Source organism: Pseudomonas sp. P179 (genome assembly GCF_000478485.2).
Taxonomy (GTDB): Bacteria; Pseudomonadota; Gammaproteobacteria; order Pseudomonadales; family Pseudomonadaceae; genus Pseudomonas; species Pseudomonas aeruginosa.
Genome location: NZ_KI517354.1, coordinates 1,316,842 through 1,328,756 on the forward strand (window position 1 = coordinate 1,316,842; position 11,915 = coordinate 1,328,756).

An 11,915-nucleotide genomic window follows, 5' to 3' on the forward strand; every position below is an offset into this window, starting at 1 on the left:
CCGTCTCCTCAGGCCTTACGACTTCTTCTTGTCGGCGCCGCAGTTGCCTTCGCCGGCCTTCTTCTCGCCACCGCAGGAACCTTCCTTGGCCTTGCGATCCGCACCGCAGCTGCCTTCATGACCTGCCTTGGAGGCTTCGCGCTTGCCCTTGTCGGCACCGCACTTGGCCTCGCCGCAGGAACCTTCCTTGGCTTTCTCGGCGGCAGCCACGCTGTAGCCGCTGCTCAGCTCCTGCACGGCGAAGGGATTCTGCGCGGCATGCGCGCCGACACTGGCTACGCCGAGCAGAGCAGCGCCGACGACGGAAGAAGCGAGGGAAATCTTTTTCATGGGTAACTCCTGAAGTTGGTAGCGGGCGCCGGTATGGCGTCCTCGCTCCAATGGACGGAGCACCCCTGACGGCGTTACAGCGGAGTCGAAAAAAATTTCCCGTCCCTTTGCCTGAACTCAGGGATTGCCCCTGCTGGAGAAATATCGGTCGGCGATATTCGCCAGGTCCCAGGCGTTCTCCTCGACTTCGGATGCTCGCCCAGCGAAACGGATTGCCGCCCCTCCGTAGGGTGCATATCGCGCAGCGATATCCGCCAAGCCCAGCCACACTCCTCGACCTCGTCACGCGGAAGGGAGAGCCACCCATGCCAGGCCGGGTTCGGTTCGCCCACGCCGGATAGCGGAAACGAAAAAGCCGCCGCCCACGAATCGCGGGCGGCGGCTTGGTGTCGAGGGTACCCCGGCTCAGCGCCGCGCGGCGTCCTTGCGCAATTCGGAGAGATGCGCGGCCAGGCGGTCGAGTTCCGGCCCCTGCCCTTCCGGCAGATGGCGCACGGTCGCCTGGGTCAGGCGCATCTGGCGGATGAAGCGCCGGCAATGCCGGCACATGAGCAGGTGGCTGCGCACCGCCAGTTGTCCGCGGAAGTCCAGTTGCCCATCGAGAAAGTCGCTGGACCGGGCGACCAGTTCCTTGCAACTCAGCATTGGCCGGTCTCCTCGAAATGCTCCAGGGTGGCGAAGACCTTCAGGCGGGCGCGATGCAGCAGCACCCGGACATTGGAAAGCGTGATATCCAGGAGATCACGGATTTCCTCCAGCTCCAAGCCCTGGCGTTCGCGCAGGGTCAGCACGCTGCGCTGCAGCTCGGACAGACCGTTGAGGGTCTTGTCCAGGCAATCGCGCAGTTCGCCCTCGGCGAGCAGGGCTTCCGGCGAATCCTCGTGCCAGGCGTGCGGCGGCTGGCTCCAGTGACCGTCGGCGGCAAAGCGCTGGTCATCCACCGTACCATGGGGCCCCGGCAGGTCGTCGAGGAAAACTTCCCGGCGAACCTGGCGCAAGCGGCTCTTGGCGGTATTGGCGGTAATGGTCAGCAGCCAGGTCTTCAGGCTCGAACGCCCCTGGAACCCGTCCAGCCCGCGAACCGCCGCGAGCCAGGCGTCCTGCACCACTTCCTCGGTATGCGATCTGCCGATGATCGCCCAGGCCACGGCCCGCATGGCGCCCTGGTAGGCGCCAACCAGCTCGCGGAAGGCTCGCTGCTCGCCGGCCAGCAGGCGCGGCAGCAGCTCGGCGTCGGTAGGCGCCGCCACGATCAGTGTTTACGCAGGATCACGCTACCGATCGAGTAACCGGCGCCGAACGAGCTGAGCACCCCGATGGCGCCGCTGGGCAGGTCGTCCTGGTGCTTGTGCAGGGCGATCACCGAGCCGGCGGAACTGGTATTCGCGTAGCTGTCGAGGATCACCGGCGCCTCGTGCGCCTCGGCGTCGCGGCCGAGCAGCTTGCGGGTGATCAGCAGGTTCATGTTCAGGTTGGCCTGGTGCAGCCAGAAGCGCTTGACCTCGGCGACCTGGATTTCATTGGCCGCCAGGTGCTCGCCGATCAGCTCGGCGACCATCGGGCAGACATCCTTGAACACCTTGCGGCCTTCCTGGACGAACAGCTTGTCGCGCTTGCCGATACCGCTCTCGTCGGCGCGGTTGAGGAAGCCGAAGTTGTTGCGGATGTTGTTAGAGAACTGGGTCAGCAGCCTGGTGCTGACGATGTCGAACTGGTGCTTCGACACGGCCAGGTCGGCGCGCTCGACGATCACCGCGGTGCAGGCGTCGCCGAAGATGAAGTGGCTGTCGCGGTCGCGGAAGTTCAGGTGGCCGGTGCAGATCTCCGGGTTGACCATCAGGATCGCCCGCGCCTGGCCGGTCTGGATCGCGGTGGTGGCGGCCTGGATACCGAAGGTGGCCGAGGAGCAGGCCACGTTCATGTCGTAGCCGTAGCCCTGGATGCCCAGCGCGGCCTGCACCTCCACCGCGATCGCCGGGTAGGCGCGCTGCAGGTTGGAGCAGGCGACGATCACCCCGTCGATGTCGGCGGCGCTGCGGCCGGCACGCTGCAGCGCCTCCCTGGCGGCGGCCACGGCCATCTCGCAGAGGATCGACCACTCGTCGTTGCTGCGCTCGGGAAGGTACGGAACCATGCGCTGCGGGTCGAGGATGCCTTCCTTGTTCATCACGAAGCGGCTCTTGATGCCGGACGCCTTCTCGATGAACGCCGAGCTGGACTCGGCCAGCGCCTCCAGTTCGCCCTTGGCGATGGCCTCGGCGTGCTGGTCGTTGTACTGGCGCACGAAGGTATTGAAGCTCTCCACCAGCTCATCGTTGGAGATGCTGTAGGGCGGAGTATAAAGACCGGTTCCGCTGATGACGGCTTTATGCACAGTTGTTCCTCTTCTCTCGCTGGGCCGCCGTCGAACGGGGCCGATTAGGCATAGCGGTGCCCGCCTGGGGCCGGCACCGGAAACGGGTTCGCTCGCGGCGATGCCGGGCGCTCTACGAAAAGACGTTGGCGACGCGCTTTCGTACAGGGCCCGGGCAAGGTCGGCCATTGCGCAGTGTGCCACCGCCTCGCTTCGGCAAGCGCGCGCACCGCTCAGTGGTATCGAAGGCGCCAAGGATATTCCAGAGTGCGCGCCGGGCACAGCCGATAGGCGCACGATCGGTTTATTTTCCCCGTTTTCGCCACCGATATCCGTATCGAACTGTAAAGACGACGCAACCAGGCCGGCTTCCGGTCACAGCAGGCTGGCACCTTCCCACCCCAACCATCGATTGAATTTGCCAACCCGCCCCATAGGCAATGCTCAACAGCCCACCTCGGCAAGGCCGCCTATCATTCGGCAAACCCGGTATTCACAAGGAAGCAGCCCCATGACCGATAGCCCTCGTCCAGAACTGGATATGGAAACCCAGGAGTTCGTCCACCAGCTGTTCGACCTGGCCCGCCAGGGCAACAGCCAGCGCCTCGAGCAACTGCTGCAACAGGGCCTGCCGCCGAACCTGCGCAACCACAAGGGCGACAGCCTGCTGATGCTGGCCAGCTACCATGGCCACGCCGACACGGTACGCCTGCTGCTGGCCTACAAGGCCGACCCGGACCTGCGCAACCTGGCCGGGCAGACACCGCTGGCCGGCGCTGCGTTCAAGGGCGACCTGGCGATGGTCGAACTGCTCCTCGCCGGCGGCGCCGACGTCGAGGGCGCCTCGGCCGACGGCAAGACCGCACTGATGATGGCGGCCATGTTCAACCAGGCCGAGGTCGCCGCCAGCCTGCTGGCCCACGGCGCCCGTCGTGACGCCCAGGACGCCGCCGGGCTGACGCCGCTGGCGGCAGCGCGGATGATGAATGCCGAGGCCACGGTCGCGCTGCTCAGCCGGCCCCACTGAGCCTCAATCCGCCAGCACCTCGGCCAGGCTGACGACCTGGCCGAAATGATGCTTCCACAGGCGCACACCCAGCTCCCCCGAGCGATCCAGCGAGGAGCCGAGCACCAGGTCGCCGATCAGGGTCGGTTGCAGGCCGGCGTCGAACAGGGCGAAGCCGGCGGCGAGCACGCAGGTGTCGGCCTGGATGCCGCATACCAGCACCCGTTCCGCTCGCAGCGCACGCAGATGGTCGACGAGTTCCGCCGTCGGCAGGTAGCCATGCTTGACGAAGACCCGGTCGGCCGCCACCAGGCAGGCATCGTCGAGCGGCGGTCGCCAGCCGAGCTGGCGCTGGAACGGCGTACGGGATTCGTCATGGCGCTCGACGCTGGCCACCGAGGGCATCCGCCCGAGCAGTTGGCCGATGCCTTCCAGCAGCCAGTCCGGCGGGGCGAAACAGGGTTGCACGTCGACGATCAGCAGGGCCTGGCGCATCGGTAGTCGGCTCCGGAAGAACAGGCCAGGCATTCTAGCCCACTCCGCCCCGTCGCTCCGCGCTCCAGCGAAACTGGGCTAGCCTGAGGGAACCTTTCGACGGAGAGCCTTCATGCGCCCGATGTACGCCGTAGCGATCCTTTTCCTCCTGGCCGGCTGTTCCTCGGTTCCCGCCGAGAAGACCCGGGCGATCCCCGCCGAACGCCTGCTCGGCTACCAGCAACCGGTGAGCGGTGGCGGCCGGCTGGAAGTCCACCGCGACTATGGCTACCTGGGCGGCGGCTGCTACGTGGCGTTCCTTATCGACCGCCAGGTCGCCGCGCGCATCGGCGTCGGCGAGGAAGCCAGCTTCCAGGTGCCGGCGGGCGAGCATGTGGTCGGTATCGGCATCGATACCCAGGACGACACTCTCTGCGGCAAGGGCCTGCTGAACCGCGAGCTGAGAACCCGGATCGCCGCGGACGGCAACGCGCGCTTCCGTATCGTCAGCGAGGCCAGCAGCGGGTTCGACATCCGCACCGAATGATCCGGGGCGACAGGTCGGCCGCGTTCGCCGGTCGAGGTTCAAAGCGATTCCATCAGGTCCTTGCCGCGCTGCAGCCAGCCCGGCGCCGAGCCGGGGTCCGGCGGTTGCGCCTGCTCCGTACCCATGTCCTGCAAGGCCTGCTTCGCCTCGGCGAGCCAGGCCGGCGTCGCCGCCGCGGGCGCCTGGGTGAGTTCGGCCTTGGCCACCAGCCCGGCCAGGCTGCCCAGGTCGCGCGCGTTGAGCGCCTCCACGGTCTGCTGAGCCAGCAGCACCTGCTGCAATGCGGGCGATTGCACCGCCGCGACCGCCAGCGGCGGCGGTGGCGGCAACTGGCCGATCTGCTCGACCTTGTCGCCAGGCTCGCAGGTGAAGGCCCGCAGGTTGTCCAGCGCCGCCCCGCCGACCATCGGCAAGGCGATCCCGGTCAGCGGGTCGAAGGCGCTGATCTCCGGCAGGCCGACCTTGCCGCTCAGCAGCGGACGCGCCAGCGATGGCAGGAACAGCCCGAGCAGCATCCGCGGATCGCGACGCTTGACGCTGAGGCCGACGCTGGCCAGCATCACCCCTACGCCTACCACCCGCCCGGCGGTGGCCAGTACCGAGAGCCGCTTGTTCGACTCGTTGTCGAAATGCACCAGGCGATAGCGGAAGTAGTCGGTGAAGGGTTCTCGCGGGCCTATCGCCGAAGTGTTCATGAACCAGGCGCGGGAGTCGTGCACCTGTTCATCGAACAGCGCCACCAGCTTTTCCTGGCCCGGCGCCACCCGGTCGGGAGCGCTGAACAACTGGTGGTAGCGCGCGCTGCCGTCGCGGTGGATCTGGCTGTATTCCTCGGCTTCGTCTTCCTCGTTGATCAGGAATACGGTGCCGCCGAGCAGCAGGTCGATCACTCCGCCCACCGTCATGCCGTCGTCGAGCACGCCCCAGTCGCCCTTGTAGTCATGGGCGAACTCGGCGGCGGCGCCGAGTAGTTGGCGCTGGTCCAGCGGCGGATCGAACTGCTTCTCCACCCGCAGGTCGCGCAGTTTGTCCTCGCCGCCGATCAGCGCCACGTTGCGATCCCACTCCGCCTGTTCGGCGGCGCTCATCGGCGGGAGCGGCTCGCCCTGCTGGGCGGCCGCGTACTCCCGGCTACGCCGCTTGTGCAGGGCCTCCCAGGCCTTCTGCTGGGCTTCCGGCATGTCCGGCGGGACATTGGCGAAGAACGCCTTGTTGCGCAGCCCGCCGGCATAGCGGTCGATGCGCCAGGCGGTGATCAACGCGGTCTCGCGACGGATCACCTCTTCCAGGGGGCCGGCCTTGGCCTGGGCCTGCCAGGCGTTGAAACGGGTGGCAAGTTCTTCGGAGACGCTGAACTCCGCTTCGGTTTCAGGCGTCATCTCCCGCCAGACTTCATGAAAGTCCGGATGAACGGCTGATTTGGGAACCTGCAAAGGAGCACCGGCATCAAAAGCTTCCGCATACATATGCTGCAGCGCTATCTGGGATAGCAGGAATTCCGAACCTCCCACCGCCTTACCCTGGTTGCCAACGCCATAACCCCCTCCAACATCCGAGTGAACACCAGGGTATGCATATTCCACCGTACCCTGCCGATAGCAGGAAGGCCCCGTACGACGTCCGTTGGCATCCAGGTCGCGACGGCGGATCGAATCCAGCGGAAAACTGGCACGCTGCTCATGGCATGAGATCAAATGCACGCAACGTTTCAGAAAAGCGCAGTCTTCCGGCAATGTGGTCGGTAGGCACTGAACCTGGGCTTCGTCGGGCAGCCGCATGGTGCCGTCGGCCCAATCCATATGTCCGGCGGCGAACGGCGCGCTATCCGCCAGTCCAACTGCCGCCACGGTATCGAAAAGGCCGAGGAACTCGATGGAGATCGGCAGGCCGGCGAAGCGATATTCCACCCGGCCATCGGCACCGCTGGCCCGAGTCAGCTCCTGCAGCCAGTTGGCGAAGGCTCGTGCCTCCGCCGCCCCACGGGAGAATCCATAGATATACAAACGCATGGCCAGGATATGCGGTTTCTGCCCTGAGTCCTGACGCTGGCGAAGCTTTTCCTCCAGTTCCTTGAGTTTTGGCTCCAAGGCAGCTCGGCGTTTTTTCTCGCCGTTCTCCAACAACCCACCGGTTAGAACCTTGGCAATTCCATTGGTTGCCATGTTCTTAATCATTGTTTGAGACTCATCTAGCAGAAGAGGACTTTCTGGGGTAAGCGTTCCTTGCAAAACATCAACCAAGCGGGTTATTCCCCAGTTTACTCTGTTCTCCCCACCTGCCGCCGCAATCAAACCGAGACTCGACGGAGTATATTCCCGAATATCTGGAAATACCGTACCAACCCCAGGGCAGTAATATCGAAAGAAACCCAACCCTTCCTGCACGGAGCCTTCTCCGACAGAAGCATGAAATAGCTTTGCCACATTACTTCTAGAAGGCGACAATGATGCACCATCAGCCCGATCATTATTATTAGTGCCATCATAGCCTATGCTCACATGCAGAGTTTTACAACAAGGTATTCCACTGCTTTCTCCGCCACCCTCCCTATCCCGCTTGATTTTTTCCTCATTATACTTCCGCTCTTCTTTTACCTGCCGACTTATATTCTTAGAGAGAACACTTGGCTCAAGCGGAAGAAGCCTTTCCTTCGGAAATTCAGGAGCAACACTGACAGTCACACGAATATCTTCTCGCAAGACATTTATTTCTTCGGACATTCTGCCACTCTCTCCATAACCATCGGATAGTTATAAGGATATCCAGGGTACCCCGGAGAAGTGGCCGCAGCAGTTACACGAACCTGATTGCAAGGCAGAAAGTGAACTCTTATCGGCCCAGGCCTTTCATACCTAGGTATTTCAACAACCGCCTTGTGATGCGTGTAATTTTTAGCATGTCGTCGATAGTCCTGCATATCCAGACTCCCGTACCGATCTCGCTTTAGCTCAGCCTTAGGATTAGGATCAATTTCCCACTCTACAATCGCCTCCAAACCCGGCACCCAGTACTTTGGAATCACGCCACAACATACTTGCCCACCTCCGCCCTGATGAGGGCCCAGGTTTGGCCCCCCGGCACCATTCACCGTAAATTCGTTAATCGCCGCCGAAGTATGGTTGTAACCCATGACAGGTGCAGACAGCACTTCAGGCCCAGCCTGGCATGCCACCAGCCCAAAGAAGGTGCTGAGAAAAACCACCAACCCAATGGACTTTTTAGTTCCCACACAGATCAAACTCATCAACTTCTGCATGACATACCCCTCATATCAAAGTAACCTTTATTCGGATATTCAGGATGAAACGGCGTATAACAGGCAGCTGAAGTAGCAACCTTATCACATGGAAGAAAGTGTATTTTTAGCGAACAAATCTCCTTACTATCACAAGGAGGTATATCGACGGCTTCCTTATGACGAACATACAAGAGCCCATGCTCTCTCATACGTTTTCTCCAGCCATCTGAAAATATCTTTCCGGCCAGTATTTATAAGCCCCTGGCTCAGGAACTACCTCCCACTCTACGGTTGCCTTCAAGCCCGACTTCCAAACTCTAGGAACGACACCACAACATACCTGCCATGCTCCCCCTGAAATGGACCAAGGTTTAATCCGCCAGCACCATTTACACTGAATCTGTTAATAGCCGCCGAAGTATGGTTGTATCCTCCGATAGGAGTAGACACCATATCAGAGCCTGCCTGACACGCTTGTAAAAACAAAAAACCTATCAGTAAAGCAATCAGCCAATCAGGTGTCCTTAACCCCTTTGCATTCAAGAGCTTTTGCATGAAGGCTCTCTCTTCTGAAAATACTTTCTATCTGGGTACTCTGGATGCCCCTGGCTGTAATAGGTTGTTGAGACCGCGACCTGGTCACACGGGAGGAAATGCACCTGCAACAGGCATATTTTTTCACTATATCTAGGTATATCCACGATCATCTTGTGTCGGGTGTAGCTTGAGGCATGTCTCAAGTAATCATCTTTATCCAGCCGTCCATATTTATCTCGCCTTATAGCGGCGTGCGGTTTGGGATCTTTCTCCCATTCCACGACAGCTTTCAAATTTGGATTCCACTTCTTTGGAATCACTCCGCAACAAACCTGGCTACCATCCCCCTGATAAGGGCCTAAACGCGGTCCACCCGCCCCATTCACCGAAAACCAATTGATCGCCGCGGACGTATGGTTGTAACCCATCACCGGCGCCGCCAGCATGTCCGGCCCGCTCTGGCAGCTCGCGGCCAGCAGGGGCCCCGGAAGCAGGGCGGGAAGGCCGATGCCGCGCCCGTTCATGCGCGACTCGTTCCCGCCGGGGAAAAGCCGGGGCCGGGGGTCTGTTCGCGTAGCCATTGGGCGACGAAGGCATCGCGCTGGTCGAAGTCCTGCAAGCCCTGGCGGTCGGCGGCCAGGTGCGCCTGGACCAGATGCTGGAGCAGGCTTTCCTGGCTGCCCAGGCCATGCTCGCGGGGCAGCACGAAGTATTCGCGGCGGTAGGCTTCGGCCTCGCTCCAGGCGCGCAAGGCAGCGACCTGGTGCGCTTCCAGGCGGAGGGCCGCTTGCAGCGGCGGCGTCTCGTGGGCCTGGTAATGACCGGCCAGCGCCCTCGGCCGGCCGTCGCGGTCCAGCCAGTGCCAGCTGGAAACCGGGGCATGCAGGTAACGGCTCTGCCGGGGATCGAGCATGTCGCTGACGGCCATGAACAGGCCCGGCTCGTAGAAACGCAGTACGCCGCTGGAACGACCCTGGTTCCACTCGGCCTGGGTGCAGCTGCGCAGGTGCTCGCCCAGGCGCGGCAACGGCCAGGGGCTGAACAGGAGCATCAGGTGGCGGCGGCAGTCGATGCGTTCGAGCAGTTCGTCCAGCCAGGCCGCGTGGCCGTCTTCCAGGCGCAGCAGCAGCGGGCCCTCGTCGGCCAGGGCGGCCTCCGGGGTTTGCTCCAGCAATTTGAACAGCGCCGGAGGATCGCTTTGCCGCGCATGCTCGGCGAGCAAGGGATAGTCGTCCAGCCCGGTGGCATCGACCAATACATCGATGTGGGTCTGCAAGCCGCGATCGCGGGAGCGCTGCCACAGCTCACGGGCCCAATGGCGGGGGTTCGGCGTCATCGCGGTTCCTCAGCGCTCGGCGAGCGCCTGGCCTCTTTTCTTCGCCTGTAGCAGGCACTCTTCGCAGACCGGTTGCCGCGGCGGCAGGTTGGCCGCGACCGCCTCGGGTGGCGCGCCGGAGCTGTCCTGGTCGGCCATGCCCGGCACCCGCGGCATCTTGATCGCGATCCCCGAGCCGCTTCCCGGCGCACCGCCTGCATTGATCCGTGCCAGCGGGCCGCTGATGGCGATGCCGCTTGCGTCGAGCCGGATGAAGCTGCCGCCGGCCTTCACCGTCAGTTCGCTGTCAGCCTCGATCACCATCTTCTGCCCGGCCTTCAGGTGGATCTCGCGCCCGGCCCTGGCCAGGTAGGCACGACCGAGCTTCACGTGCTGGCTGTCGCCGACCGTCAGGTGGTCATCGGCCTTCAGCTCGACCTTGCGCTCTCCGTGCACGGTGTGATGCTCCTCGGCCTTGAACTCGCTGTAGCTGTTCGCCTCCACGGTGTCGTGGCGTTCGTGGCCGACGCGGATCTTCTGGTCATGCTCGATGTTCTCGTCCCAGTCGCGCTGGGCATGGACGAAGATCTGTTCCTGGCCCTTGCGATCCTCGATGCGCAGCTCGTTGTAGCCACCGCCGCCAGGGCTGCTGAGGCTCTTGAAGACGCTGCGGGTCTGGTTCGCCGGCAACTCGTAGGGCACCGGGTGGGCGGCGTGGTAGACGCAGCCGCTGACCAGCGGCTGGTCGGGATCGCCTTCGAGGAAGTCCACCAGCACTTCCATGCCGACCCGCGGAATGACGATGCCGCCATAGCCGTTGCCGGCCCAACCGCTGGCTACGCGCAGCCAGCAACTGCTCTTATCGTCGCCCTGGCCCTCGCGGTCCCAGTGGAACTGCACCCTGACCCGGCCGTAGCGGTCGCAGTGGATTTCCTCGCCTGGCGGGCCGGTCACCACCGCGGTCTGGCTGCCCAGCACGCGCGGCTTCGGGTGCTCCAGCGGCGGGCGGAAGAACACCTCCCAGGGCGTCGCGAGGAAGCGGTTGCGGTAGCCCTGCTGGAAGTCGTCCGTGCTGGCCGACGTGTCGGAGGTAACGTTCTCTTCCAGCACCTGCGGCTGCTTGCCTTCGTGGAAGACTTCGCTGAGCAGCCACAGGTCGTTCCACTCCGCGCGCGGGTGCTCGGCGATCTCCAGGAAGTGCCCGCTGACCAGCAGCGGCTGGTCGCTGACCCCTTCGCCCAGGCGCCGGTCGGCGCGGTGGCGCTCCAGGGCGCGCTGGCTGAGCAGCTTGCCGCGCTGGCGATCGACGAAGCGACCGGGGTAGTCGTAGTCCTCCAGGTCCGGCTCGGCCGGGGCGTCGGCAGCGGGGCGATTGCCGGCCTCCAGCAGCAGCCGCGGCTTCTCGAAGTCGTAGTCGCGGCGGGTGGTGCGCGTGGTGCGGCTGGCCAGGCGCAGGCTGAAGCGCTTGATCACCGGTTCGTCGGCGACCAGCCCGCTGTCGTGCACGTAGGCGGTGGGACGGCCCAGGCGGGGGAACACCGTCTGGTCGTCGCCGAACACCAGCAGGTGCGCCTCGGCGCTGTGCCGGAAATGGAAATGGATGCCCTCTTCGGCACAGAGGCGCTGGACGAAATGCAGGTCGCTTTCGTCGTACTGCACGCAGTATTCGCGCTCGGGATACCGGGTGCCGAGCTGGAAGCGGTAGGCGTCGGCGAGGATGCCGTGCTCCTCGAGGACCAGGGCGACGATCTGCGGCACCGTGAGGTGCTGGAAGATCCGCTGGTTGTTGCGCTGGGCGAGGTAGGCCAGGTGCGGGACGAGGGTGAGGCGATAGCAGGTCAGGCGCTTGCCGGCATCGCCCTGGGCAGCGCCGTAGACCAGGCCGTGGACACCCTGGCCCTGCGGGGTGAAGGCGAGGAAGGCGGGCCGGTGGAGGAACGTTTCGAGGTCGAGGCCGGCGCGCTCTCCGACCAGTTCGAGTTCGAAACGGTAGGGGCGACTGATGCCTTCGTGGCCGTTGAAGGCGAGGACCTGCAGGTCGTGGCGGAGGCCGTCGAGGGTGAGGCTGAAGTGGGTCTGGTTGGCCGGGTTGAACATCCGCTGTCCCCTGTTGCT

Annotated in this window: 13 protein-coding genes and 1 pseudogene; 2 read left to right on the forward strand and 12 right to left on the reverse strand. The window is 63.7% G+C overall.

Going from position 1 to position 11,915, the window contains the following annotated elements; all coding sequences use genetic code 11:
• Positions 1 to 15: 15 nt before the first annotated feature.
• The 4 genes from HMPREF1224_RS18770 to HMPREF1224_RS18785 all read right to left on the reverse strand — a co-directional run bounded on the left by HMPREF1224_RS18770 (position 16) and on the right by HMPREF1224_RS18785 (position 2,704).
• Entirely contained in the window at positions 16 to 330 is a 315-nt protein-coding gene (locus tag HMPREF1224_RS18770) for an HvfA family oxazolone/thioamide-modified RiPP metallophore (RefSeq protein WP_003091625.1), read from the reverse strand.
• A 405-nt stretch (positions 331 to 735) separates the two neighbouring features.
• Complete coding sequence (locus HMPREF1224_RS18775) at positions 736 to 975, reverse strand: anti-sigma factor family protein (protein ID WP_003091627.1); 240 nt, start codon at positions 973 to 975, stop codon at positions 736 to 738.
• Complete coding sequence (locus HMPREF1224_RS18780) at positions 969 to 1,580, reverse strand: RNA polymerase sigma factor (protein ID WP_003104434.1); 612 nt, start codon at positions 1,578 to 1,580, stop codon at positions 969 to 971. The genes HMPREF1224_RS18775 and HMPREF1224_RS18780 overlap by 7 nt, the downstream gene beginning before the upstream one ends.
• 2 nt (positions 1,581 to 1,582) lie before the next feature.
• Entirely contained in the window at positions 1,583 to 2,704 is a 1,122-nt protein-coding gene (locus HMPREF1224_RS18785; protein WP_003104436.1) for a beta-ketoacyl-ACP synthase III, read from the reverse strand.
• Between the two features lie 490 nt (positions 2,705 to 3,194).
• Here HMPREF1224_RS18785 and HMPREF1224_RS18790 point away from each other — a divergent pair, with 490 nt between their 5' ends.
• The gene (locus tag HMPREF1224_RS18790; RefSeq protein ID WP_003091630.1) at positions 3,195 to 3,710 is read left to right on the forward strand and encodes an ankyrin repeat domain-containing protein; all 516 of its coding nucleotides are present in this window, start codon (positions 3,195 to 3,197) and stop codon (positions 3,708 to 3,710) included.
• Positions 3,711 to 3,713: 3 nt separating this feature from the next.
• Here HMPREF1224_RS18790 and HMPREF1224_RS18795 read toward each other — a convergent pair whose 3' ends face one another.
• On the reverse strand, positions 3,714 to 4,217 hold the full coding sequence (locus tag HMPREF1224_RS18795) for a cysteine hydrolase family protein (protein ID WP_003119669.1): 504 nt from the start codon (positions 4,215 to 4,217) through the stop codon (positions 3,714 to 3,716).
• 79 nt (positions 4,218 to 4,296) lie between these two features.
• Between HMPREF1224_RS18795 and HMPREF1224_RS18800 the strand changes: the two genes are divergently transcribed.
• Positions 4,297 to 4,710, forward strand: a complete 414-nt coding sequence (locus HMPREF1224_RS18800; RefSeq protein WP_003104441.1) for a hypothetical protein — start codon at positions 4,297 to 4,299, stop codon at positions 4,708 to 4,710.
• Positions 4,711 to 4,748: 38 nt separating this feature from the next.
• Here HMPREF1224_RS18800 and HMPREF1224_RS44125 read toward each other — a convergent pair whose 3' ends face one another.
• The 7 genes and pseudogenes from HMPREF1224_RS44125 to tssI all read right to left on the reverse strand — a co-directional run bounded on the left by HMPREF1224_RS44125 (position 4,749) and on the right by tssI (position 11,897).
• Entirely contained in the window at positions 4,749 to 6,884 is a 2,136-nt protein-coding gene (locus HMPREF1224_RS44125) for a T6SS phospholipase effector Tle1-like catalytic domain-containing protein (protein ID WP_010793247.1), read from the reverse strand.
• 530 nt (positions 6,885 to 7,414) lie between these two features.
• Positions 7,415 to 7,966, reverse strand: coding sequence for a Tli1a family immunity protein (locus HMPREF1224_RS44130; RefSeq protein ID WP_033875117.1), 552 nt, complete (start codon positions 7,964 to 7,966; stop codon positions 7,415 to 7,417).
• Positions 7,954 to 8,157, reverse strand: a complete 204-nt coding sequence (locus HMPREF1224_RS44135; protein WP_071543491.1) for a DUF3304 domain-containing protein — start codon at positions 8,155 to 8,157, stop codon at positions 7,954 to 7,956. Before HMPREF1224_RS44135 ends, HMPREF1224_RS44130 begins: the two co-directional genes overlap by 13 nt.
• A pseudogene (locus HMPREF1224_RS45575) lies at positions 8,154 to 8,503 on the reverse strand (DUF3304 domain-containing protein). The gene HMPREF1224_RS44135 and the pseudogene HMPREF1224_RS45575 overlap by 4 nt, the downstream one beginning before the upstream one ends.
• Positions 8,488 to 9,009: a Tli1a family immunity protein gene (locus HMPREF1224_RS45580; protein WP_004351092.1), complete on the reverse strand. Its 522-nt coding sequence runs from the start codon at positions 9,007 to 9,009 to the stop codon at positions 8,488 to 8,490. The pseudogene HMPREF1224_RS45575 and the gene HMPREF1224_RS45580 overlap by 16 nt, the downstream one beginning before the upstream one ends.
• The gene (locus HMPREF1224_RS18805) at positions 9,006 to 9,821 is read right to left on the reverse strand and encodes a toxin Tle1 chaperone Tla1 (protein ID WP_003107607.1); all 816 of its coding nucleotides are present in this window, start codon (positions 9,819 to 9,821) and stop codon (positions 9,006 to 9,008) included. The genes HMPREF1224_RS45580 and HMPREF1224_RS18805 overlap by 4 nt, the downstream gene beginning before the upstream one ends.
• A gap of 9 nt (positions 9,822 to 9,830) precedes the next feature.
• Entirely contained in the window at positions 9,831 to 11,897 is a 2,067-nt protein-coding gene (gene tssI, locus HMPREF1224_RS18810; protein ID WP_010793248.1) for a type VI secretion system Vgr family protein, read from the reverse strand.
• Positions 11,898 to 11,915 lie beyond the last annotated feature (18 nt).

Bases quoted from the DNA above. Each gene is read 5' to 3' on its own strand.
- HMPREF1224_RS18770 (WP_003091625.1), bottom strand. From the start codon at position 330: ATGAAAAAGATTTCCCTCGCTTCTTCCGTCGTCGGCGCTGCTCTGCTC.
- HMPREF1224_RS18775 (WP_003091627.1), bottom strand. From the start codon at position 975: ATGCTGAGTTGCAAGGAACTGGTCGCCCGGTCCAGCGACTTTCTCGAT.
- HMPREF1224_RS18790 (WP_003091630.1), top strand. From the start codon at position 3,195: ATGACCGATAGCCCTCGTCCAGAACTGGATATGGAAACCCAGGAGTTC.
- HMPREF1224_RS18795 (WP_003119669.1), bottom strand. From the start codon at position 4,217: ATGCCTGGCCTGTTCTTCCGGAGCCGACTACCGATGCGCCAGGCCCTG.
- HMPREF1224_RS18800 (WP_003104441.1), top strand. From the start codon at position 4,297: ATGCGCCCGATGTACGCCGTAGCGATCCTTTTCCTCCTGGCCGGCTGT.
- HMPREF1224_RS44125 (WP_010793247.1), bottom strand. From the start codon at position 6,884: ATGATTAAGAACATGGCAACCAATGGAATTGCCAAGGTTCTAACCGGT.
- HMPREF1224_RS44130 (WP_033875117.1), bottom strand. From the start codon at position 7,966: ATGCAGAAGTTGATGAGTTTGATCTGTGTGGGAACTAAAAAGTCCATT.
- HMPREF1224_RS44135 (WP_071543491.1), bottom strand. From the start codon at position 8,157: ATGAGAGAGCATGGGCTCTTGTATGTTCGTCATAAGGAAGCCGTCGAT.
- HMPREF1224_RS45580 (WP_004351092.1), bottom strand. From the start codon at position 9,009: ATGAACGGGCGCGGCATCGGCCTTCCCGCCCTGCTTCCGGGGCCCCTG.
- HMPREF1224_RS18805 (WP_003107607.1), bottom strand. From the start codon at position 9,821: ATGACGCCGAACCCCCGCCATTGGGCCCGTGAGCTGTGGCAGCGCTCC.
- tssI (WP_010793248.1), bottom strand. From the start codon at position 11,897: ATGTTCAACCCGGCCAACCAGACCCACTTCAGCCTCACCCTCGACGGC.